At 66.5% G+C, this 23,296-nt stretch carries 17 protein-coding genes; 5 read left to right on the forward strand and 12 right to left on the reverse strand.

Features of this window, described 5'->3' with window-relative positions; genetic code table 11:
• Positions 1–180: 180 nt before the first annotated feature.
• Both QX135_RS19220 and QX135_RS19225 read right to left on the reverse strand, forming a co-directional pair.
• Positions 181–792 carry a DUF2147 domain-containing protein gene (locus QX135_RS19220; protein WP_315738816.1) on the reverse strand — a complete coding sequence of 204 codons (612 nt, stop codon included), beginning with the start codon at positions 790–792 and terminating at the stop codon, positions 181–183.
• Between the two features lie 171 nt (positions 793–963).
• Positions 964–1,992 (reverse strand): NAD(P)/FAD-dependent oxidoreductase, encoded by a 1,029-nt coding sequence (locus tag QX135_RS19225; RefSeq protein WP_316234215.1) that lies wholly within the window; start codon positions 1,990–1,992, stop codon positions 964–966.
• A gap of 174 nt (positions 1,993–2,166) precedes the next feature.
• Between QX135_RS19225 and QX135_RS19230 the strand changes: the two genes are divergently transcribed.
• Positions 2,167–2,631: a thioesterase family protein gene (locus QX135_RS19230; RefSeq protein ID WP_315738818.1), complete on the forward strand. Its 465-nt coding sequence runs from the start codon at positions 2,167–2,169 to the stop codon at positions 2,629–2,631.
• A 50-nt stretch (positions 2,632–2,681) separates the two neighbouring features.
• Here the strand turns inward: QX135_RS19230 and QX135_RS19235 are convergent, their stop codons facing one another.
• Together QX135_RS19235 and QX135_RS19240 are read right to left on the reverse strand one after the other, a co-directional pair.
• Positions 2,682–3,002 carry a 2Fe-2S iron-sulfur cluster-binding protein gene (locus QX135_RS19235; RefSeq protein WP_315707114.1) on the reverse strand — a complete coding sequence of 107 codons (321 nt, stop codon included), beginning with the start codon at positions 3,000–3,002 and terminating at the stop codon, positions 2,682–2,684.
• An 83-nt stretch (positions 3,003–3,085) separates the two neighbouring features.
• Complete coding sequence (locus QX135_RS19240) at positions 3,086–3,460, reverse strand: Hpt domain-containing protein (protein ID WP_315774086.1); 375 nt, start codon at positions 3,458–3,460, stop codon at positions 3,086–3,088.
• 384 nt (positions 3,461–3,844) lie between these two features.
• Between QX135_RS19240 and QX135_RS19245 the strand changes: the two genes are divergently transcribed.
• Positions 3,845–9,457, forward strand: coding sequence for a methyl-accepting chemotaxis protein (locus tag QX135_RS19245; RefSeq protein WP_316234216.1), 5,613 nt, complete (start codon positions 3,845–3,847; stop codon positions 9,455–9,457).
• A 305-nt stretch (positions 9,458–9,762) separates the two neighbouring features.
• On the opposite strand, the gene QX135_RS19250 is transcribed toward QX135_RS19245, so the two are convergent.
• From QX135_RS19250 to QX135_RS19260, 3 genes are all read right to left on the reverse strand, one after another.
• Positions 9,763–10,638 (reverse strand): MlaD family protein, encoded by an 876-nt coding sequence (locus QX135_RS19250; protein ID WP_315738821.1) that lies wholly within the window; start codon positions 10,636–10,638, stop codon positions 9,763–9,765.
• A 156-nt stretch (positions 10,639–10,794) separates the two neighbouring features.
• Entirely contained in the window at positions 10,795–11,565 is a 771-nt protein-coding gene (locus QX135_RS19255) for an ABC transporter ATP-binding protein (protein ID WP_315738822.1), read from the reverse strand.
• A 1-nt stretch (position 11,566) separates the two neighbouring features.
• A complete protein-coding gene (locus QX135_RS19260) occupies positions 11,567–12,700 on the reverse strand; it encodes an ABC transporter permease (protein WP_315798883.1) in 1,134 nt (377 codons plus the stop codon).
• A 158-nt stretch (positions 12,701–12,858) separates the two neighbouring features.
• Between QX135_RS19260 and dgcA the strand changes: the two genes are divergently transcribed.
• The gene (gene dgcA, locus QX135_RS19265) at positions 12,859–13,854 is read left to right on the forward strand and encodes an N-acetyl-D-Glu racemase DgcA (RefSeq protein WP_316179090.1); all 996 of its coding nucleotides are present in this window, start codon (positions 12,859–12,861) and stop codon (positions 13,852–13,854) included.
• Here dgcA and QX135_RS19270 read toward each other — a convergent pair.
• Entirely contained in the window at positions 13,836–15,023 is a 1,188-nt protein-coding gene (locus QX135_RS19270) for an MFS transporter (RefSeq protein ID WP_315777173.1), read from the reverse strand. The genes dgcA and QX135_RS19270 overlap by 19 nt on opposite strands.
• 75 nt (positions 15,024–15,098) lie before the next feature.
• Between QX135_RS19270 and QX135_RS19275 the strand changes: the two genes are divergently transcribed.
• Together QX135_RS19275 and QX135_RS19280 are read left to right on the forward strand one after the other, a co-directional pair.
• Entirely contained in the window at positions 15,099–16,709 is a 1,611-nt protein-coding gene (locus tag QX135_RS19275; protein ID WP_316179088.1) for a hypothetical protein, read from the forward strand.
• Positions 16,710–16,848: 139 nt separating this feature from the next.
• On the forward strand, positions 16,849–18,582 hold the full coding sequence (locus QX135_RS19280; protein ID WP_410052035.1) for a caspase family protein: 1,734 nt from the start codon (positions 16,849–16,851) through the stop codon (positions 18,580–18,582).
• Between the two features lie 10 nt (positions 18,583–18,592).
• Here the strand turns inward: QX135_RS19280 and QX135_RS19285 are convergent, their stop codons facing one another.
• The 4 genes from QX135_RS19285 to QX135_RS19300 all read right to left on the reverse strand — a co-directional run bounded on the left by QX135_RS19285 (position 18,593) and on the right by QX135_RS19300 (position 23,282).
• Positions 18,593–19,582, reverse strand: coding sequence for a threonine/serine dehydratase (locus tag QX135_RS19285; protein WP_316179084.1), 990 nt, complete (start codon positions 19,580–19,582; stop codon positions 18,593–18,595).
• A 47-nt stretch (positions 19,583–19,629) separates the two neighbouring features.
• A complete protein-coding gene (locus QX135_RS19290; RefSeq protein WP_315738828.1) occupies positions 19,630–20,442 on the reverse strand; it encodes a UDP-2,3-diacylglucosamine diphosphatase in 813 nt (270 codons plus the stop codon).
• A 192-nt stretch (positions 20,443–20,634) separates the two neighbouring features.
• Positions 20,635–22,053, reverse strand: coding sequence for a pyruvate kinase (gene pyk / locus QX135_RS19295; protein WP_315738829.1), 1,419 nt, complete (start codon positions 22,051–22,053; stop codon positions 20,635–20,637).
• A gap of 155 nt (positions 22,054–22,208) precedes the next feature.
• Complete coding sequence (locus QX135_RS19300; protein ID WP_315777168.1) at positions 22,209–23,282, reverse strand: tartrate dehydrogenase; 1,074 nt, start codon at positions 23,280–23,282, stop codon at positions 22,209–22,211.
• Positions 23,283–23,296 lie beyond the last annotated feature (14 nt).

Here is a 23,296-nt window from a genome sequence, read left to right on the forward strand (position 1 = left end):
GGTTCCTGCCGCCTGCATTTTTTTAGCAGGCGGGCCATGGGTGAGGCCCTCACCCGGCATTCCCTGCGCCCTCTCGCTCGAGAGGGTCGCGTTCAGCTTGAAAACTCGGACGCCATGCGCCGCGAGATCACGATGGTGTGTCGCTTAACAACGACCACCAAGCTGCAGTTCGGCGGCGAACTACTTAGTCGGCGCCGGCTTCTTCATCATCGGCGGCGGCGCCTGCTTGGTCGCGGGGCCGGTTGCCGTGGTCGCCTGGGCCGGCAGATATTTGGCGAGGATCGCGGGGTCGATCTGGGCCATGTTGGTATCTGGAAGACGGGTCCAGGTCTCGTCCTTGCCAAACAGCGAGATGCCGAGATAGCCGTGCAGGATCAGCGTCTGCCCGTCCGGACTGACCCGCATATTGGCCTTCCAGATGTTGCCGTCGCGCGGATTGAGCACGTTGCCGCCTTCGTATTTCAGGCCCTCGCGCTTCATGTCGCGCACGAAGGAGATACCGAGCACCGGCGCATTCTTGCGGTCATCGCTGCACTTCGAACAGACCTCGTTCGGATTGTCGCCGGGGCGCGGAAACGTCTTGGCGATCACGCCCTCGAACACGCCGTCGTGGTCGATGAAGAGGAACCAGCCGACGGGCCTGCCATCCTCGACCTTCTGCCACAGACCGGCCGCGGTCGGCTCAGCCGCGAGCGCAGGCCGCGTCAGCAGAGCACCGGCAACGACGAGCGCGCCGATCGCGAGCTTCGTCACACCAGGCGCCAGCCGAAGTCGGGGAAACGCATTGCGCATCATCATCTCACCTTGACCAAGTCACAAAATGAATGGCCGCACAGTACGGCCGTTTCGTGCATCGTTCCAGCCCATAACAGGTCTGGCGCGCCGGTGAAACCGGCACGCGCAGGAAACATTTCTTCACATTTGAGTTGGTCCGGCGGCGCCGGGTTCCACGCTTCCGAGCAATTAGTTGACGCCGAGCTTCTTCTGCAGGCTCGACGACGACGTCGTGTACTGGAACACCAGCCGCTTCTCCGGATACACGTAGCGGTGCGCCTTCTGCGCCATCAGCGCGCCCTCGTGGAAGCCGCACAGGATCAGCTTGATCTTGCCGGGATAGGTATTGACGTCGCCGATCGCGAAGATGCCGGGCACCGAGGTCTCGAACGCCGAGGTCTCGACCGGAATGAGATTGTGCTCGAGCGCGATGCCCCACTCGGCAACGGGGCCGAGCTTCATCGTCAGGCCGAAGAACGGCAGCATCATCTCGCACGGCACGGTCTCGACCGCATTGTCGTTGCCCTTGATGGTGGCCGCGGAAAGCTGACCGTTCGCACCTTCGAGCGCCGTCACCTGACCGATGCGCAGATCCATCTTGCCGCTCGCCACGAGCGCGCGCATCTGCTCGACGCTGTGCGGCGCCGCGCGGAAATCGTCGCGCCGATGCACCAGCGTGATGCGCTTGGCGAGGGGATGCAGATTGAGAGTCCAGTCGAGCGCGGAATCGCCGCCGCCGACGATGACGACATTCTTGTCGCGGAACTGCTCCATCTTGCGCACGGCATAAAACACCGAGGTGCCTTCGTATGCCTCGATGCCCGGCACCGGCGGACGCTTCGGCTGGAACGAGCCGCCGCCGGCCGCGATCACCACGACCTTGCACTCGAACACCTTGCCGGCGTCGGTGGTGACGCGAAAACCGGGATCGCCGATCTTCTCGACCTTCTCGACCATCTCGCCGAGATGGAAGGTCGGGCTGAACGGCTTGATCTGCTCCATCAGCTGCTCAGTGAGGCCCTGCCCCGTCACCATCGGCACGCCGGGAATGTCGTAGATCGGCTTCTCCGGATACAGCTCGGCGCATTGGCCGCCGACCTTATCGAGGATGTCGATCAGATGCGCCTTGATGTCGAGCAGCCCCAGTTCAAAAACGGCAAACAGTCCGCAAGGGCCCGCGCCAATGATCAGCACATCGGTCTTGATCGCTTCGCTCATGTCGCTCTTCTCGTTGGAGGCGCCGCTCGACGGATGGCGGCAGATGGCGGTTCCGAATTTGTAGCCAACGGGGTGGTCGCAGGGAAGGCACAAAAGCCGCCCCTCGCTCGCGCGCGGCTTGCAGCGGCGGGCTTAGCCGGGTTTGAAGGGGACATGAATGATGGAGATCAATCGGTGACAGAGACGGCCCGCCGCGACCACGCGCCACGCCTGGAGGACTTTCCCTATCGGCTGACGGACAATGTCCGCTTCGGCGACCTCGATCCCAACCAGCACGTCAACAACGCGGTCTATGCGACCTATTTCGAGACCGGCCGGGTGACCTTGATGAAGGACCCGCGCCATGGCCTCGGACAGGAGGGGCTGGCCTGGATCATGGTGCGGCTCGACATGCATTTCCGGGCCGAGCTGCGCTGGCCGGGCATGATCGAGCTCGGACTGGGGGTCGTGAGGCTGGGGCGCACGTCGGTGACCTGCGAGCAGGTCGTGTTCTCGGACGGGCGCTGCGTGGCATCTGCCACCGCGGTCATGGTTCTGATCGACGAGGCGACGCGCAAGCCGGCGCCGCTGACGCCGAAGCTCATTGCTGCGCTCCAGCCGTGGGTCCGCCGCGGCGTGACGATCGCGCTGCCGGCATAGGCCTGGCGGCGATCACCGGGGGCGCGGCGATGAGGACGCGAGGCGAACGGTCAGGCCTGACGCTCGGGGGTGGAGACGACGAGGCCGTCGAGCTCGTCGGAGACCTTGATCTGGCAGGAGAGACGGGAATTCGGCCGGACATCGTAGCCGAAATCGAGCATGTCCTCTTCCATCGGGGTCGGCGGGCCGACCTTCTCGCGCCAGGCTTCGTCGACATAGACATGGCAGGTCGCGCAGGCGCAGGCGCCGCCACATTCGGCCTCGATGCCGGGAATGGCGTTGCGGATCGCCGCTTCCATCACGGTCGCGCCGTTCTCGATCTCAACGGTTCTGGATTCGCCGGTATGGTCGACAAAGGTGATCTTGGCCATGTGTGCTCGTGCTGCGCAGGGAATGAGGTCGGGCTGTCCTATAACGGACCGCTCCGCTCCGCGCTAGTGCTGCCGCCGGCCGCTCAGGCCGCGCCGAGCATCTCCGAAATCGCCGCGCGGGCCTGCGCGATCGCCGTGCCCAGCCAGGCCAGCGCATCGGCCGGGTCGCCCGCCCGCAGCGCCGCTTCGAGCCCTTCCGCCGCGTCGGCGACATCGAGCGCGCCGACGGCGCGGGCCGAGCCCTTCAGCGTGTGGGCGACGGTGGCCGCATCCTCGGGCATCACCTGCAACCGCTCCAGCAGGCGGACAGCCTGGTCCGCAAACATGGCGAGCACCTCGCGCTCGAGCGCGCTGTCGCCGAGGGTCATCCGCCGCAGCAGGTCCAGGCTGATCGGCCCGTCGTCGGGAACCAGCGGAGGCGAGGGCATCCATTCGATCCGTGAAAGGTCGGGAATCATGGCGGCAATCCGGTCCGGCGGGCGCGCCGCGCGCGCCTGTGGTAAGTCAAGCACGACAATGGTTAATGCATTGTTACCGGCCCAATTGCCGCGGGTTTGCCGCGATTTGGGCCCGGCTCTGCCCCAATCGCGGCAGAAACGGGAATTCGCAGAACTTCTAAAGTGTTAACGGCGGGTGCTGTTAACGATGATTAAGAATCTCTTAACCACGGCCATTTCTTTCAACAGGCACTGCCAATAGGATGATGCCCGGATGGAGTGGGTCACCTGGCGGAATTTGCCACCCCTGGTGCCTGCGAGGGATGACGTCCGGTTCGAGCGTTGCGAGAGGGCACTCGTACGCGGCTCGCCGGATCGAAATTAAGACGAGGGCTCGGACTCAACATGGCGAACACTCCGAAAAAGGTCAAAGACCCGACTGAAGTTGCGCTGTCCGCCATTCAGGAGGCTTTGAACATCAGCGATTCGTCCGCGCCCACGGACTCGCAGAGCTCGGTCCACGCCGAGGGGGCCCCGCCCGTCATGCCGAACGGCGTGTCCAGTCTGGATTCGTTCGACTCGCGTCCGGGCATCGACCGCAGCAGCCTTGACGAGATCGAGCCGCCGCCGCTCGCCGCGCGCCGCCCGGCCAATGACGACCGCGAGACCATCGGCCAGTTGCTGCAGGCGATCCAGAAGGGCCGCCCGTCACGCGGCGTCTACACGCTGGCAACCGCCTTTGCAGGCATCTGGATCGTCGGCTGCGTCCTGCTGACCATCGGTTTCCTGCCCGCTTTGCAGGCCCTGATCGGCCAGAGCGGCGGCGTGCTGGTGCTCGCCGGTCTCGCCGCGGTGTTCTTCGCACCGGTTCTGCTGTTCTACTTCCTGGCCAGTCTCGCCTGGCGCGGCCAGGAGCTGCGCATGATCGCGCAGTCGATGGCGCAGGTCGCGATCCGCTTCTCCGAGCCGGAAGGCGCCGTCAGCGATTCCATCGTGACCGTCGGCCAGGCCATCCGCCGCGAGGTCGCGGCGATGGGCGACGGAGTCGAGCGCGCGATCGCGCGCGCAGGCGAGCTCGAGATGCTGGTCGCCAACGAGGTTGCAGCCCTTGAGCGCGCCTACAGCGACAACGAGGTCCGCATCCGCGCCCTGCTGCAGGACATCGCCCATCAGCGCGATAACCTCGTCGGCCAGGCCGAGCAGGTCCGCAGCGCCATCTCGGGCGTACAGATCGACCTTCGCCACGACATCGCGCTGATCTCGGACGCGATCGCCTCGCGGGTCGACGAGGTCGCCAAGAGCATCACCGGCGCGCTGGAAGAGCGCGGCGCCCACATCACGGCCGCGCTCGGCAACGCCGGCGACAACATGATCCTCGCGCTCGGCGAGCGCGGCGGCGATCTGCTCGACCGGCTCGAAGAGGCCAGCGCCGAGACCACCCGCGCCGTGCTCGACGCCTCGGAGCGGCTCACCACCAGCCTCAATTTCAAGACCGGCCACGTCCACGACGAGTTCGCCGACCTGTCGGACCGCGTCCACGAGATGCTGAACGAGCGCATCGACCGCATCACCAGCGAGTTCGAGCAGCGCACGGCGGCCATCGTCGACGGCATCTCGGTGCGAACCGAGCAGGTTCACGACCAGCTCAAGGCGTCCGGCGAGTCCCTCCTGCTGGAGCTCGAGCTGCGCAGCGGCGATCTCGTGACCAAGATCGACGAGGCGAGCCAGCGCATGTCCGGCCACATCGTCACGTCAGGCGAGAAGGCGAGCGAGTCGCTCGATGCGACCGTCAATTCGCTGGTCGCCAAGGTCGTCAGCCAGACCGAGAGCACCCACGACACGCTGTCGATCCAGATCAGTGCCTTCGACGAGCTGGTGAAGAACCAGGGCACCGAGCTCGCCGAGCGCTTCGCACGCGACAGCTCGACGCTGGGCGCGCTGATCACCCGGCACATCACCGAGTTCGACCGCACGGTGAAGACCTATGGCGGCGAGATCGTCGAGCGCATGGGCCAGCGGACCCAGGAAATCTCCGACAATCTCAAGTCCTATGTCGATACGTTCGATACGCGGCTGTCGTCCAACAGCGGTGAGATCACGGCGACGCTGGATCAGCGGCTGAACCAGTTCGAGACCAATCTGCAGGCCCGCATCACCACCCTCGACACCTCGCTCGATGCGAAGATCAAGACCTTCGACGACAGCGTCGAGGGCCGCCTCAAGTCGCTCGAGGAGAACTTCGACAACCGCGCGACCTCGGTCACTTCGACGATCGAAGGCCGCCTCGGCACTCTGTCCAACTCGCTGACCGACGGCGCTGCCCAGGTGCTGCACGCGATCGACTCGCGGCTGACCGTGCTGACCTCCTCGCTGACCGATGGCTCGGCCCAGGCGATCCAGTCGATCGATTCCCGCCTCAACATTCTGACCTCCTCGCTGACCGACGGCACCGACAAGGCGCTCGAAGCGATCGATCAGCGCATCCACAGCCTGTCGAACATCATCGACGGCCGCAGCTACGAGCTGACCGAAGCCGTCACCGCGCGCTTCCAGGACATCCATCAGGGCATCGAGACCCGCGTCGGCTCGATCGCCAAGGACATCGACCAGCGCGTCTCGCAGTTCGAAGACCTGCTCGGCTCGCGCGTCGAGGCCGTGGCCGGCCGCATCGAGAGCAGCGGCCGTCAGGCGAGCGACGAGCTGATGACCCGCGCCGAGCTGCTGTCCGCCAGCATCAAGTCGCACGTGGAAGACGCGGAGCGGGCGCTGACCAATCTCGTGGTCAACACCAGCGAGACCATCCAGACCGGGGCCCGCTCGGCACAGCAGGCGCTGCTCAACGTCTCGACCGACGTCGGCTCGCAGTTGAAGAACACGTCCGCCGAGGTCGAGCGCGCCCTGTCGAACGCGGGCAGCGGCGCGGCCGAGGCCGTCCTGACCAGTGCGCGCGAGGCCCAGGCCACGCTGGTCGCGGCCTCCGGCGAGACCGCCGACCAGATCAAGTCGCTGTCGGCCGACGTCGAGCGCACGCTCACGGCGGCAGGCTCGACCACCGCAGCCTCGATCCTCGCCGGTGCGCGCGAGGCCCAGAACACGCTGGTGTCCGCCTCCTCCGATGCCGCCACCCACGTCAAGTCGCTCGCCGTCGACGTCGAGCAGGCGCTGACGGCCGCCGGCTCGGCCACGGCAGCCTCGATCCTCGCCGGTGCACGCGAGGTCCAGAACACGCTGGTGTCCGCCTCCTCCAACGCGGCCGAGCACGTGAAGTCGCTCGCAGCCGACGTGCAGCGCTCGCTGACCAGTGCCGGGACGGAAACCGCCGAAGCCATCACGGCGGGCGCTCGCGACGCCCAGCATGCCCTGCTCGCGGCATCGAGCGAAGCGGCCGAACAGGTCAAGGCGCTGACCGTCGACGTCCAGCGCTCGCTGTCGATCGCAGGAACCACGACCGCGGAAGCGATCACCGGCGGCGCCCGGGAAGCGCAGACCACGCTGATCAGCGCGTCGTCCGAAGCGGCCAATCACGTCAAGTCGCTGGCAGCCGACGTCGAGCGTACGCTCGCCGCGGTCGGAACCAGCACGGCTGCGGCAATCGTCGACAGCGCCCGCGACGTCCAGACGAAGCTCGTCACCGCCTCGACGGAAGCAACCGAGCACGTCAAGTCGCTGGCCGTCGACGTCGAGCGGACGCTGTCGTCGGTCGGCGCCGATACCGCGGCCTCGATCCTCAACAGCGCGCGCCAGGCGCAGATGTCGCTGACCGCCACGTCGGCCGACACCGCGGCCACCCTGGTCGGCAGCGCACGCGAAGCCCAGGTGGTGCTGACGACGACCACGACCGAGACGGTCGCGGTGATCGTCGGCGGCGCGCGCGAGGCACAGAACCTGCTGACGGCCACCTCCACCGACACCGCGGGCCAGCTCAAGGCGATGTCGTCGGAGATCGAGCGCGTCATCAATTCGGTCGCGGCGAACACCACCGATGCGATCCAGAGCAGCGCGCTCAATGCGCAGAGCGCACTCGTCGCCGCCTCCAACGAGGTCTCCACGCGGGTCAAATCGACCTCGACCGAGATCGAGCGCTCGGTGCTTGCCGCCGGCAACTCGTTCGGCTCGGCCATGACCGGCAAGACCGACGAGATCGTCACCTATGTGCAGCAGCAGAGCGAGCGACTGTCGCAGATGCTCGACGGCAAGCGCGGCACGCTGGTCGAGACGCTGAACTCGAAGACCAACCAGCTCACGATCGAGATCGATCGCGTCACCACCGATGCGCTGAAGGCGATCGAGGTCCGCGGCCAGAACTTCGCCCAGAGCGTCAATGGCAACGGCTCCGAGGTCGCCCGCACCATCACCTCCGCGGGCGAGCTCGCGACCACTGCGATCACCAAGTCGCTCAAGGAGCTGGAGCAGGCCTCGCGCGCGGCGATCGAGCAGTCGCGCCAGGTCTCGGTGGCTGCGGTCACCGAGATGCAGGAGACGAGCAAGATCCTGCGCACCGACACGGTCGCCCTGTTCGAACGTCTGCGCGAGGGCAACATCCTGCTGCAGGAGGTCCTGACCGGCGCCCACGACAACCTCAATTCGCTGGAGCGGGCGCTGGTCACCCGGGTGGCCGACTTCGTCACAGCGATGAACGACGTCACCGCACGCAACGGCACCGCGACGCAGACGCTCGAGGACCAGCTCAACGTGTTCAACTCCAAGACGTCGCGGGCGCTGGAGGATCTCAACTCGCTGTCCGGCCAATTCGACGCGCATGGCAAGGCGCTGATCGAGGCGGCGGCCATTGTCGAGCAGAGCAACCGCGATGCGACCGTCTCGATCTCGGATCGCAAGACGACGCTGGAATCGCTGGTCACCACCATCGATCTGCGCACCGCCGATCTCGACCAGCGTCTGACGCGCTTCACCACCCTGCTCGACGAGTCCTTGGCGGCCGCCGAGGAGCGCGCCCGCGACATCGCCCGGGTCGTGGCGGAAACGGCGGGGGCCGGCTCGACCGCGCTCAGCCGGCAGTTCGAAGCCATCCGCGCCAACGCCGAGGAGGAACGCCGCCTCACCACGTCGCAGATGCAGGAGATCTACCAGCAGAGCACGCAGGAAGCCGATGCGATGTTCAAGCAGTCGGCGGAGAAGTTCGCCACGCTGGTGTCGAGCATGAAGCAGATGACCGCCGAGATGCATCGCGAGCTCGAAGCGACGCGCAACGAGCTGCGCCGCGGCGTGCTGGAGATGCCGCAGGAGGCCGCCGAGAGCACGGCGCAGATGCGCAAGGTCATCGTCGACCAGATCGAGGCGCTGGCCGAGCTCAACCGGATCGTCGCGCATCACGGCCGCGGTCTCGACGTGGTCAGCGCGTCGCGTCCCGCCGCGGTCGCCGCGCCCGCAGCCGTGATCCGTCAGGAAGAGCCGATCGTCGCCGCAGCCGTCGGCGGCCGGCCGGACATGCGCCTGCGCGAGCCGGCTGCGACCAGCGTCGCCAACCTGCCGCCGCCGGATCTCGGCATGCAGCCGCCGGCCCCGCCGCCGCAGCCACGCCGGGTCGAGGCGCCGCCGATGGGTCCGGTCGCCGATCAGCGCAGCGACAACTGGCTGTCCGACCTGCTCAACCGGGCCGACAACAGCACCGCCGGCCAGACTGCGCCGCGCGGCCGCGGACCGGCCCAGCAGCAGCCGGGCAATCCGCTGGAGTCGCTGTCGCTCGACATTGCACGGCTGATGGACCGCAATCTCGCGGCCGAGATGTGGGACCGTTACCAGCGCGGCGAGACCAAGGCGTTCTCCAAGCGTCTCTACACCCCGGCCGGCCAGAAGGCGTTCGACGAGGTCGCCCGCAAGTACCGCGCCGACCGCACCTTCAAGCAGACGGTGGACCGCTACATCACCGAGTTCGAACGGCTGCTCGACGAGGTCGCCCGCGACGACCGCAACCCGCAGGCGCTGCGCGCCCAGCTCACCTCGGAGACCGGGCTGGTCTACACCCTGCTCGCCCACGCCGCCGGCCGGCTGGCGTGATGGGAGCGAATGGGCGAGTAGCGAGTAGCGAGTAGCGAGTAGCGAGTAGCGAGTAGCGAGTAGCGAAGGGTTCAGTAGAACCAGCGCTGCGACAAGAAGAACAAGCGGAGGCCACGAGGCCTCCGCTTCGCGTTTGGAGATGCAATGAAGGCGCTTTCGGCCTTGGCCGCGGGCCCCGCATCGCCGGCACAACGGTGTGCGACGTGCTCCGTAGCCAGCCAGCAGCGGTGGATAGCGACAGCGATGGAGCGCAGTCCGCTGCCGCGCGCCCCTATTCGCTACTCCCTATTCGCAACTCGCTCGCGTCACCGCCGCCCCGTCGCCGCCGGCGGTGCGGGCGCGGGCTGCGAGGCCTGGGCGTTGCTCGGGCTAGCGTTGCTGGCCCCGAACAGGACCCGGGTCGGATTGCGATCGAAATTGTTCACGGCGCGGCTGATGTCGGACAGCGTGCGCCGTCCATCGGCCATCAGCGCGCCGGAGCGCTTGTCCAGATCCTCGGCGAGCTCGCGGATCGATTTCACCGTCAGGAACAGCTCGCCGCCATCCTTGCCGCCGGCCAGCGTGTTGAGACCGAGCATCAGGGTATCGGCCTTGCCCATGATGCCGTCGACACGGCTCATGACGCCATCGATGCGCTCGGAATTGCGGGCCAGCGACTGGGTGAAGACCTCGAGGTTCTTGATCGAGTTCTTCACGGCGTCCTGGTTGTCGGCGACCACCTTGTTGATGTTCTGCAGGGTGGCGCGGATCGCTTCGGTCACGTCCTGCAGCCGGGTCGGATCGGCACGCAGCACCGGCACGCCATCCTCGTCGAGCGGCGGCGGCGGCGCAGCCTCCTCGCCGCCCTTCAGCGAGATCGCGGCGACGCCGGTCAGTCCCTGGAACTCGAGCCCGACCAAGGTGTCCTTGCGGATCGGCGCGTTGTTCTCGACCATCGCCAGCGCCACGACGCGGCGCGGATTGTCGAGCTTGACCGAGATGACCTCACCGACCCGGATACCATTGAAGTTGACGCTGCCGCCGTTGCGCAGACCCGCGGCCGGCCCCTCGAACACGACCCGCAGCGGGCTGCGCTGCTTGGTCGTGTGCAGGCTCTGAAACCAGAGGACAAACCCGACCGCCGCGGCAATCACTGCCAGCGTGAACGATCCGATCAGGACGTAATTCGCCCGCGTTTCCATTACCAACTCCGGTACCGGCACGTCGCAGCGGAGATCCCAGCCGCCGCTCCCATGCGCTCTCGGTTGGCGCCGGACCGCGGCACCCACCCCATCAGCTATGTCGCAGGAGTCCCCACTCCCGCTCACAAAAATAATCGCCCCGAGGGGCGCTACGCACTAACCCATCACGGCCCGTGCACGCTTGCCGTGGAAATACTGCCGGAGCCACGGATGTTCCGAGGCCTGCATGTCGGCCATCGATCCCGCAGCGATAATCTTGCCGTTGCCCAGCACGGCGATGCGGTCGCACGCCGTATACAGGCTGTCGAGATCATGGGTTACCATGAAAACGGTCAGTCCCAAAGTGCGCTGCAGGGTACGGACAAGCTCGTCGAAATCGCCGGCGCCGATCGGGTCGAGCCCCGAGGTCGGCTCATCGAGGAACACCAGCTCCGGATCGAGCGCGAGCGCGCGGGCCAGCGCGACGCGCTTGATCATGCCGCCCGACAGCTCGCTCGGGAAACGATCAGCAACATCGGGCCGCAATCCGACCATCACCAGCTTGGCGACCATGATCTCGTCGAGCAGACGCTGCGAGACCTTGAGATATTCCCGGACCGGGAACTGGATGTTCTGCCGCACCGTGAGCGAGGAGAACAAGGCGCCCTGCTGGAACAGCACGCCCCAGCGCCGCTCGACGGCGCGGCGGCCGGCACGATCGGCGGCGTCGAGATCGACGCCGAACACCTCGATGTTGCCCGACAGCTTGGGCACCAGGCCGATGATGGTGCGCGTCAGCACCGACTTGCCCGCACCGGAGGGACCGACGAAGCCCAGGATCTCGCCGCGCTTGACGTCGAGGTCGAGCCCGTCGAGCACGCGCGTCTTGCCGAACTGCACGGTGACGTCACGCACGCGGATGATCGGATCGGACATCTCCTGCGTCATGTCACATCCCGACCGCGGCGAAGAAGATCGCGAACACGCCGTCCATCACGATGACGAAGAAGATACCCTTCACCACCGATGAGGTGGTGTGGCGCCCGAGCGACTCGGCGCTGCCCTGCACGGCCAGTCCTTCGACGCAGGCGACGATCCCGATCACCGCCGCCATCACCGGCGCCTTGAGCAGCCCGACCGTGAAATGATCGATCGAGATCGCATCGCGCAGGCGCAGCAGGAAGGCCTCGGGATCGACGCCGCCATAGAACCACGCCACCAGCCCGCCGCCATAGAGCGCGGCGATGTCGCCGAGGAAGGCCAGGATCGGCAGCGCGATCACCAGCGCGAGCATGCGCGGCAGGATCAGGACCTCGATCGGATCGAAGCCCATGGTGCGCAGCGCATCGATCTCCTCGCGCATCTTCATCGAGCCGAGCTCGGCCGTGTAGGCGCTGCCCGAGCGTCCGGCGATCATGATCGCCACAAGCAGCACGCCGATCTCGCGCAGCACCAGCACGCCGAGCATGTCGACCACGAAGATGTCGGCGCCGAACCTGCGGAAATGGAAGATGCCCTGCTGGGCGATGATGCAGCCGATCAGGAAGGTGATCAGCACGATGATCGGCACCGCGCGCCAGCACACCTGCTCGAGATGATGGATGGTCGAGGTCAGCCGGAAGCTGCGGGGATGAACGAGGACCCGGCCGCTGGCGACGATCACGGCGCCGAGCATGTCGATCAGCGCGGCGACCGTGCCGAAGATGCCGGCGACACTGAGGCCGATCTGGCCGAGCATGCCGGTGATGGTCACCATCGTCGCGTCGCCATTGGGCGCGGTGCTGACGCGGCGAACCTCATCGACCAGGCTGGCGTAGTTCGCAGAGAGCCCATCGATCCGGACCTCGACGGTTCCGGTCGTGAAGCTGCGGCGCAGCCGCTCGATCAGCCAGGCGCCGAACGTATCGAGCTTGGACACCTGGGAGACGTCGATCGAGACATCGACCTTCTTGCCGGCGAGCTTTTCGGCATCGGCGACGAGCCGTTCGAGCGACGGCGCAAAGGGCGCAGTCCAGGCGCCGGTCGCGCGCAGCGTCAGCGCGTTGCCATCGCCACTGCGCTGCAAATCAGGGCCGCCCTTCACGACGGCCATCCTCGGAGCGTCGGACGTCCGCTCCTTGACGAGAAAAATCCCACCGCGTCGCTACCACCTTGCCGGAGACCACTATCAACAGCCATAGTCGGTCAGATCGCGCAAGCCCCAAGCGCCTCATTCCGGTTCACAAATCGCCAGACTTTCAAATGACTTCCAACGGTTTTCCAATACTGGACGCCCGGATCGGCCACTGGCCGATCGCCGGCAGCTTCACGATCAGCCGCGGCGCCAAGACCGAAGCGGTCACGGTGATCGCGGAAGTGCGACACGGCACGATCGTCGGCCGCGGCGAATGCGTGCCCTATGCGCGCTATGGCGAGACCCCCGAGGCATCGTTGAGCGCGCTGCTCGCGATGAGCGATGCGATCGCCTCTGGTCTCGACCGCAACGCCCTGCAGACGGCGATGCCACCGGGGGCGGCGCGCAATGCGCTCGACTGCGCGCTGCTCGACCTTGAAGCCAAGCGGAGCGGCCGGCGCATCTGGGACCTGCTCGGACGCCGCGCGCCGGGACCATGCGTGACCGCCTACACGATTTCGCTCGGGACCCCCGACGTGATGACCAAAGCTGCGGCCAAGGCCGCGCACCGCCCGCTGCTCAAGATCAAGCTCGGCGGCGACGGCGATCCGGCGCGGATTGCAGCCGTGCGCGAGGCAGCTCCGCAATCACAACTGATCGTCGATGCCAACGAGGCCTGGACCGAGGCGAATTTGGAGTCCAATCTCGCGGCCTGCGCCGCCGCCGGCGTCACGCTGGTCGAGCAGCCGCTTCCCGCAGGAAACGACGAAGCGCTCGCCAACATCGCGCGCCCGCTCGCGGTGTGCGCCGACGAGAGCGTGCACGACCGCAACTCGCTCGAAGCGCTGCGCGGACGCTACGACGCCGTCAACATCAAGCTCGACAAGACCGGAGGGCTCACCGAGGCGCTTGCCATGGCCGATGCCGCGCGCGCGCTCGGCTTCGACATCATGGTCGGCTGCATGGTGGCGACATCGCTCTCGATGGCACCGGCCATGCTGCTGACGCCGCTCGCCCGTTTCGTCGATCTGGACGGACCGCTGCTGCTCGCCGAGGATTGCGAGCACGGCCTGCACTACGAGGACAGCCTGGTCTATCCGCCCGATCAGGCGTTGTGGGGCTGAAGCGACAGGCTTCGGTGCGCGATCCACATCAGGACGCCACCCGCTCCGGCCATCGCGGCCATCACGTAGTAGACACCGGGTCCATAGGCCGCATAGACCGGCCCCGAGAGGGCCGATGCCGCCGAGCCGACCACACCGCTCGCAGCTGCATAATAGCCCTGCCCGCGCGCCGTCAGTTGCGCCGGCACATGGCGGACCAGCAGCCCCATGGTTCCGACCAGGGTCAGTCCGAAGGTGAAGCCGTGACTGATCTGGACCGCGGCGAGCCCGGCTGCATGCGGCTCCTGAGCCGTGAGGCTCCAGCGCAGCACGGCCGCCGCTGCACCGATCATGACCAGGTTGGCGGGCGCCAACGTGAAGCGTGGTGACAGGGCGAACACGACGATCTCGGCCAGCACGCCCATGGTCCAGAGCCAAGCGATGGTCAGCCCGCTGAAGCCCTGCGCCTTCCACGCGATGGCGGAGAACGTGTAGTAGGCCGCATGGCTGGCCTGGATCAGCGCCGAAGCCGCGATGATGCAGAGGAAGCTCGGATGGCCCAGCAGACTGCGCCCGTCCCGGGCCAGGCCGGCGCCATGCGGCAGGGGCGGCAGCGCCTGCAGCAGCAGGCTGCTTGCCGCACCGCACAGCGCGACCAAGAGGATGATCCAGATCAGCTCGGACGACGGCGCGAGGTCGGCCACCCCGCCGCACAGCAGCGTTCCGGCGATGAATGCGGCCGATCCCCACAGCCGCAGGCGACCGTAGTTCAGGCCATAGCTCATCACGCCACGGAGCGCATAAGCGTCCGTCAGCGGGACAACGGGTGTCCATAGACAGCAGGTTGCCACATAGACCAAGAATACCAGCCAGGGTTCGCGCTGGAAGGCGAGAACCACAAAGCCCGATGCCGTTGCGAAGGTGGTCAGCCGCATCGCGGCGCGCAGGGCCTGCCGGCGTTCGGCAACCGCGGTGATCAGCGGCAGAACGGTGAAGCGGGTCACGGCGGGAACCGCGATGATCACGCCGATCCACGAGGCGTCCAGCCCGATCGCCCGTAGCCACACGGGGAAAAACGGCAGATGCGTCCCCGACAGCATGAACACCGCGCCATAGAACAGCCCCAACCTGTCCGCGAATCGGCGCGACAATACCGGCGATGTGGTGGAGATTTGTCGGGACAGTGGCATCAATTCAATTGCGATTCGATCAATATCATGGTGATCGTTATGCCAACGCGCAGCAATGTGCGCGATAGGTTTGCCATGGTCGATGAAGTCTTCGCCCTCTCGCCGATATCCGCCCGCGCGGCTCAGCCGAACGAGGCCGATTACGAGGCGATCCGCGACGCCTTCATGGAGACGTCCCGAGGCCGCTGGTTCCTCGGCGAATACGCCAAACGCAACCGCAATGCCGACACCAGCATGGTGCTCGACGCCGTGGCCCGCATCGAGCATGCGCTGGCCTCGCAGCGTCAGCAGCAGCAGGAGTTCGAGCAGGCCGACAGCAAGGCGCTGCCCGAGGCGCTGGCCGCGATCCGCGCCACGGTCGAAGACGCCGCACTCGCCGCAGCCTCTGCGGTCGACAGCATGGCCCTTGAGCAGAACCTGGCGCCGGTGCGCAAGGGCATCCGAATCATCAAGGAAATTTCCTGGCGCTGGCGCGAGATCGGCGCCGATTCCCGGATCTGCGACCTGATCGATTCACAGGTCACATCGATCGAGGCCGCGTGCGACCAGCTTGCGAGTGCCGACCCCAAGGTCGCACTGCTTGCGGCCTTCGAGATCATCAAGACGCGGCTGAAGGAGCTCGACGCGGCGGAAGCAAGCGTTCCGGCCGCGGCTGACGAGATCAAGCCGGCGACCGAGTCCGCCACCCCGCCAGTACCTGATGTCGCATCGGGTCCGGCTGCGGAGGCGACGGTCTCGGCTGAGCCGCAGGTGGCTTCGGGGCCGTTGCCCGTGCCGGAACAGACGGAGGCGGCCCAAGCCGGGCCCGAGATGACCATTCCGCTCGTTGCAGCGGTGGCCGCGATCGAATCGGTCGAGACATCCTCCGGCGCTGACACCGTGATCATGGCGGCCGCAGCGGTTGAAGCCAGGATGGTCGACGCCGAAGCTGTGGCGGCGGTGCAGCCCCCCAAGGTCGCAACCGAGCCATCGGTGGACGAAGCCCTTCTCGAAATCGAGCAGCACGCCGCGGCAGCCCTGGATGACGCCGTCGCCGCAGAAGCCCACGACGACGCCATCCTGGAATTGGTCGCGGCGGAGATGGGTGCCCCCGATCCGATCGACGATGAGGAGTTCAGCCGGGCCAGGACGCTTGGCTTCGACATTGAGGAGCCAACCTCGGTCGACGACGACATCGTCGCGAGCTTCAGCGAGCCGGCGCCGTCGGAGCCGGATCTCGCGCTGACCACGGCAGAAGCCCCGGTTGCCACGGCGGCGTCGGCTCCCGCTGCGCCCACGATGTCTGCCCCGCCAATGTATGCCCCGCCGATGCCGGCCCCGCCCGCGGCGGCCCCGCGCATGGCCTCGCCTCCAGCCCCGGCGCCAGTCCCCAGCGTGCCTGTATCGGCACCGCTTCCGGAGGCGATCACCATCGAGACCCTGGCCGCCGTGGCGGCTGCAGTCGCAGCTCAATCTCCCGCGGCGGCCCCGCAGGCCGATGTTGCGCCGAGCCAGCAGGTCCGCCCGACCGCCGCCGCGGCTCACAGCACCAGCGCATCCGCGATGCCCAGGCCTGCCTACGAGCCGTCGCTGGGATCGACGCTCCTGTCGAACGGCCTTCTGCAGCGGCCACAGGCGCCCGCCAATGACTTGCTGGCGCCGATCCGTCGCATGACCCAGCCTGAGAAGATCGCATTCTTCTCGTAGGGCGAGAGCGTCTCGGCCACCTCCTATCGAACCTCGATCACTGAGCACCGATAGGTGACGCGGATCACGTACGCTGCTGCGTGATCTGCGTAGCCTGATCCTCAAGCCATTCGCTTGGCGCATGCTCGAGGAGAACGCCGTGTCCGTTCCGAAATTTCGCGCTGTAACATCCGCCTGGAAATCCCTGCTCATGTCCGCGCTGCTGGGCCTGATGGCCTGGATCGGCCCGAACTCGGCGTTCGCTGCCGGCAGTGAGATCGACGACCTTCACACGCCACCGCGCGCGCTGGCAGCTCCCTCACCTGCAAAGGAGAGCAACACCCCCGCAGCGATCCCTCAAGAAGCCGAGCCACGCGTCGCACTCGTGATCGGCAATGCGAGCTATCAGAACGCGCCACCGCTGGAGAACCCGGACAACGACGCCCATGCTGTTGCCAAGCTGTTGAACTCGGCCGGCTTCGAGGTGATCACGGCGACCGACCTGACGCAGAACGAGATGCTCAAGGTCGTCCAGGATTTTTCGAGCCGGGTGGCAGCAAACGGCCCGAACACCGTGGCAATGGTCTACTACGCCGGCCACGGGGTTCAGCTCGCGGGCGAGAACTATCTGATCCCGATCGATGCCCGTATCTCAGCGCCCTCCGACCTGACGACGGGGACGATCCGTCTGGTGGACCTGATGGCAACGCTCGACGCCATCCCGAGCCGCATGCGGATCGTCGTGCTGGACGCCTGCCGCAACAATCCCTTCCCTGCCATCAACGATGCCGGACGCGGACTTGCCATCGTCGACGCACCGAACGGCTCCATCCTCGGATATTCGACCTCGCCTGGCGAGGAGGCGCTCGACGGGCGTGGCGAGCACAGCCCGTACGCGCAGGCGTTCCTGAACCTGGCGCGGCAGCCGAACCTGCCGATCGAGCAATTGTTCAAGCGCATTCGCCTGCAGGTGAACCAGAGCACCGATGGTCGACAGACGCCGTGGGAAAGCTCGTCGTTGACCAGTGATTTCACCTTCTTCGGCGAATCCCTGGTTGCCGCAGCGCGCGCGCCGGTGAACGCGCCCGTGGTGCAGATGGCCGCCGACCTGCCGAGCCGTTCCGTGCGGCAGGCCTATGACTACGTGCTGTCGGAGAACCGTCCGCAATATTATCGCGAGTTCATCGCGATGTACCCACGCGATCCGCTCGCCGACCGCATCCGCGCACTGCTCGCCGGCCTCGTGCAGGCCGCGGCGTGGCACCAGGCCGTGCTGGCGAATTCGCCGGCCGCCTATCAGAGCTTCCGTGAATCCTATGCCGACAGCCCATATGCGCCGGTCGCGCTGCGGCTGCAGGGACAGCCTCGGCCCATCCCCGTGCTGCAACCGAGCCGTCTCATCATGCCACCGCAACTGGCACCGATCGCGCGGCCGTTCAATCCCGGCGCCCAGATCCAGAGCCATCCAGGCCTGCAACCGAAGCTGCCGGTCACCACCGTGCCGCCGCGCGGACCGATGCCGCCAACGGTGGTCACGAAAGGCAATGCCATCAACAACGCGGGTCCCAACAAGGTCGTCGATCCCAAGCCTATCGCTCAGACCAGGTTGCGCGACAGGATCATGCCGCCGGCAAATCCGCCTGTCGCCGCGAAGATCCAGCGCGACCCACTGAAGCGCAGTCCTGGGCGGCCATTCGACACCCGCGAGGTCCGGCGTCCCTTCCCCGGCAATTCCGGACCGTTCAAGCCGAACATCAACGCGTCGCATCCGTCGATGGCGCGTGGCCAAGGAGGGATGCAGGGCGGCCCGACGCGGGGCACGCCGCACGTCGCGCAGTCCGGACTGCGGATCGGCGGTGGGGGATCTGCAAAAGGCGGCCTCAGCTTTCACTGAGGCTAGATCGTCACGCAATCAGCCTGGCGTAGAGCTCAGCATCGACATTGCCGCCGGACAAAACGATCACCACCGTCTTGCCCGCCACATCCAGCCGGCCGGCCAGCAGTGCCGCCAGCCCGACCGAACCACCGGGCTCGACCACGAGCTTCAGCTCCCGGAAGGCAAAGCCGACCGCGCGGCCCACCTCCTCATCCGAGGCCTCGACCGCAGCCGACAGAAGTTGGCTGTTGATCGCGAAGGTGATCTCGCCCGGAATCGCCGCCATCAGCGCGTCGCAGATGGTGCGCCCCTTCGCATCATGGGCCTCGCGGTGGCCGGCCCGCAGCGAGCGCGCATGGTCATCAAAGCCCTTGGGCTCAGCCACGACCATCTGGGTGCTCGGAAAATGCGCCTTCACCGCGGTCGAGACGCCGGCAAGCAGACCACCGCCCGAAGCCGGGACGATCACCAGATCCGGCGACAGGCCCAGCGCCGCGAGGTCTTCGGCGATCTCGCGGCCGACGGTGCCCTGCCCTGCGATGACGTGGGGATCGTCATAGGGCGGCACTACCGTAGAGCCGCGCTTTGCAGCGATGCCGCGCGCGATCGCTTCGCGGTCCTCGCGATCGCGATCATAGAGCACGACCTCGGCACCGAACGCCTTGGTGCGCTCGCGCTTGGCCGCCGGCGCATCCGAGGGCATCACGATCGTGGCGTCCATGCCCAGCAATGTGGCGGCATGGGCGACGCCCTGCGCATGATTGCCGGAGGAGAAGGCGACGACGCCGTTGCCGCGCGCTGCCTGCGGGATCGACGCCAGTTTGTTGTAGGCGCCGCGGAACTTGAACGAGCCGGTCCGCTGCAGCACCTCCGGCTTCACGAAGACGTTCGCCTTGAACTGCTCGCTCAGCACGGGAGCCGGCAGCAGCGGAGTCCGCACGGCCACGGGCGCGAGGACGCGTGCTGCCGCATCGATGTCGGCGGCGGTCACGGGCAGGATCGGGGAATGAGCTGTCATACCCCTATTTTACCGCGCCCGATTGCCGAGAGGCAAGGGAGCCGGTGTCAGGCGGCGCGGGCGGCCAGTTGGGGAACCGGCGCGCGTTGCCGTAGCGGATCGGTCCAGGTGAGGATCTCGAAGCGGCCGTCCTCGTGCTCGACCAGCGCCGTGCAGCTCTCGACCCAGTCGCCGCAATTCATGTAGCGAATGTCGTCCTGATCGCGGATGACAGCGCAATGGATGTGGCCGCAGATCACGCCGTCAGCGCCATGCCTTCGCGCCTCGGAGGCCAGCGCCGTCTCGAACGCGCCGATGTAGTTCACCGCGTTCTTGACCTTCTGCTTGGCCCATTGCGACAGCGACCAATAGGGCACGCCGAACATGCGGCGGAAGAAGTTGACCAGCCGGTTCATCTGGATCGCGAAATCATAGGCCTTGTCGCCGAGATGGGCGAGCCAGCGCGCGTTCTGCACGACGAGATCGAAGATGTCGCCGTGAATGACCAGATAGCGTTTGCCGTCGGCGCCGGTGTGGACGATGTTCTCGACCACGTCGATGCCGCCGAAATGCGTGCCGTAATAACCGCGCAGGAACTCGTCGTGATTGCCGGGGACATAGACGATCTTGGCGCCCTTGCGCGCCTTGCGCAGCATCTTCTGCACCAGGTCGTTATGCGACTGCGGCCAATGCCAGCTCGATTTGAGCGCCCAGCCGTCGATGATGTCGCCGACCAGATAGATCGTATCTGCATCATGGTGGCGCAGGAAATCGACGAGGAGATTGGCCTGCGAGCCGCGGGCTCCGAGATGAACGTCCGAGATGAACAACGTCCGAAAGCGCCGAGCCGGGCTTTCTTCACCAGCAGTCTCAAGTCCCATGCGCGCCCACCTAACAGTCCCTGATGACACCGCGATGACGAAACGCCGCACCGGCAGAACCCATCCTGCCGGACCGCGACCGGACACCGCTCGTTCGACGACTCGCGACGTCCTTCGTCACTGCCCCGCGATACCAGCGGGGTGCGACAATCAGGCGACAGGCGGGCGGCGCGAACAGGGAAAATCAGCCTCCTATCTCGGCACGGTGACGACGCGCAGATTGTTGGTGGTGCCGGCCCGCGCGAACGGGATGCCGGCGACGACGACGAGCAGGTCGCCGGCTTCAGCGAACTCCTCCTGCACGGCGAAGAAGGTCGCGCGCTCGACCATCTCCTCGTAGCTCTGCACGTCCTGCGACAGCACGCTGTGCGCGCCCCACAGCAGGCACATGCGCCGCGAGGTGTCCTCGTTCGGCGTGATCGCCAGAATCGGCAGGCTCGGCCGCTTGCGCGCAACGCGCGAGGCCGAGGTTCCGCTCGACGTATAGGCCACGATCGCCCTGGCGTGGATCGCCGAGGCGAGATCGGCCGCCGCGGTTGCCACCGCATGCGGCGGCGTCTGCTCCTCGCCCGGCTGCGTCGCCTCGACGATCGAGCGATACATCTTGTGGCCTTCGGTGGCCTTGATGATGCTGTCCATCATCGCCACCGCCTCGCGCGGGTATTGGCCGCTGGCAGACTCCGCCGACAGCATCACCGCGTCGGCGCCGTCATAGATCGCAGTGGCGACGTCCGAGACCTCGGCGCGCGTCGGCGTCGGCGTCGCCACCATCGAATCCAGCATCTGCGTCGCGACGATCACCGGCTTCACGGCGAGCCGGCAGGCGCGCACCAGCTCCTTCTGCTTGCCCGGCACGTCCTCGTTGGGAATCTCGACGCCGAGATCGCCGCGCGCGACCATGATCGCGTCCGACAACTGGATGATGTCGTCGATCCGCTCCAGCGCCGCCGGCTTCTCGATCTTGGACATGATGCCGGCGCGGCCGTTGATGAGGCCCCTCGCCTCAAGCACGTCCGACGGCTTCTGCACGAACGACAGCGCCACCCAGTCGACGCCGAGCTCGAGCCCGAAGGCGAGATCGGAGCGGTCCTTGGCCGTCAGCGGCGACAGCTCCAGAATGGTGCCCGGCAGATTAACGCCCTTGTGATTGGAAATCGCGCCGCTGACGATCACCTTGGCCTCGATCCAGTCGTCGCCGAGGCCGGTGACGCGGACGCGGACGCGGCCGTCATCGATCAGAAGATCGTGACCGGGCGAGACCGCCGCAAAGATTTCCGGATGCGGCAACGGAATCGATGTCTTGTCGCCCTCGGTGCCGTTGAGGACAAATCGAATCGTCTCGCCGACTTCGACCTGGATCTTCTTGTCGCGCAGAGTGCCGACGCGAATCTTAGGACCCTGCAGATCCATCAAGATGCCGATCGGCCGCTGCACTTCCTTCTCGAGCGCGCGGATCGCGGCATGGACCTTGGCGTGATCGGCCTGGGTGCCGTGGCTGAAGTTGAGACGAAAGGTGTCCACACCGGCGAGGAACAGCGCTTTCAGCATCTCCGGAGAATTGCTCGCGGGACCGACAGTCGCAACGATCTTGGCTCGACGGTGACGACGCATGATGTGTCCTTTCTCCTTAAGCCGTGTCTCGCGTCTCTATGACACGCATGTGATTGGCATGCGCGGACGCAGCGGAAGCGCTGATATACGCCCCGCAGCGTCCATTGCAAGCGCGACACGGAACACGCCAGAATTGTGCAAGAGAACGGCACGCCTCAGGCGTTGGAGCCGTGGATCGCGTCGATGACGGCGTCGGTCACCTGCTTGGTCGTCGCCGTGCCGCCAACATCGGGGGTCAGGATGCCGGCTGCACAGACTTTCTCGACCGCAGCCATCAGCCGCGCGGCCGCGTCCGTCTCGCCGAGATGCTCGAGCATTTGCGCGCCGGTCCAGAACGTCGCGACCGGGTTGGCGATGCCCTTTCCGGTGATATCGAACGCCGAACCATGGATCGGCTCGAACATCGACGGGAAGCGCCGCTCCGGATCGATGTTGCCGGTCGGCGCCACGCCGAGGCTGCCGGCCAGCGCGCCGGCGAGATCGGACAGAATGTCGGCATGCAGATTGGTCGCCACGATGGTGTCGAGGCTCTTCGGCTGCAAGGTCATGCGCACGGTCATCGCATCGACCAGCATCTTGTCCCAGGTTACGTCGGGGAATTCGCGCGCCACTTCGGCGGCGATCTCGTCCCACATCACCATGCCGTGCCGCTGCGCATTCGACTTGGTGACGACGGTGAGGAACTTGCGCGGCCGCGACTGCGCCAGCTTGAACGCGTAGCGCATGATGCGGGTGACGCCGACGCGGGTGAAGACGGCGACCTCGGTGCCCACCTCCTCCGGCAGGCCGCGGTGCGCGCGGCCGCCCATGCCGGCATATTCGCCCTCGGAATTCTCGCGCACGATCACCCAGTCGAGATCGCCGACGCCGACATTGCGCAAGGGCGAGGCCACACCGGGCAGGATCTTGGTCGGCCGCACATTGGCGTACTGATCGAAGCCCTGGCAGATCGGCAGTCGTAACCCCCACAGCGTGATGTGGTCGGGCACGTCGGGAGCGCCGACCGCGCCGAAATAGATCGCGTCGAACTTCTTCAGCTCGGCGAGGCCGTCGGCCGGCATCATCACGCCGTGCTTCTTGTAGTAGTCCGAGCCCCAGTCGAAGGTCTTGACGTTGAAGCTGATGTCGCCCGAGCGCTTGGCGAGCGCCTCGAGCACACGGACACCTTCGGAGATGACCTCGGGGCCGATGCCGTCGGCGGGAATCGCGGCGATGGAATGGGTGCGCATGAAAGGGCTCCGTG

The sequence above is a fragment of the Bradyrhizobium sp. SZCCHNR1098 genome, assembly GCF_032489375.1.
In the GTDB taxonomy this organism is placed as follows: Bacteria; Pseudomonadota; Alphaproteobacteria; order Rhizobiales; family Xanthobacteraceae; genus Bradyrhizobium.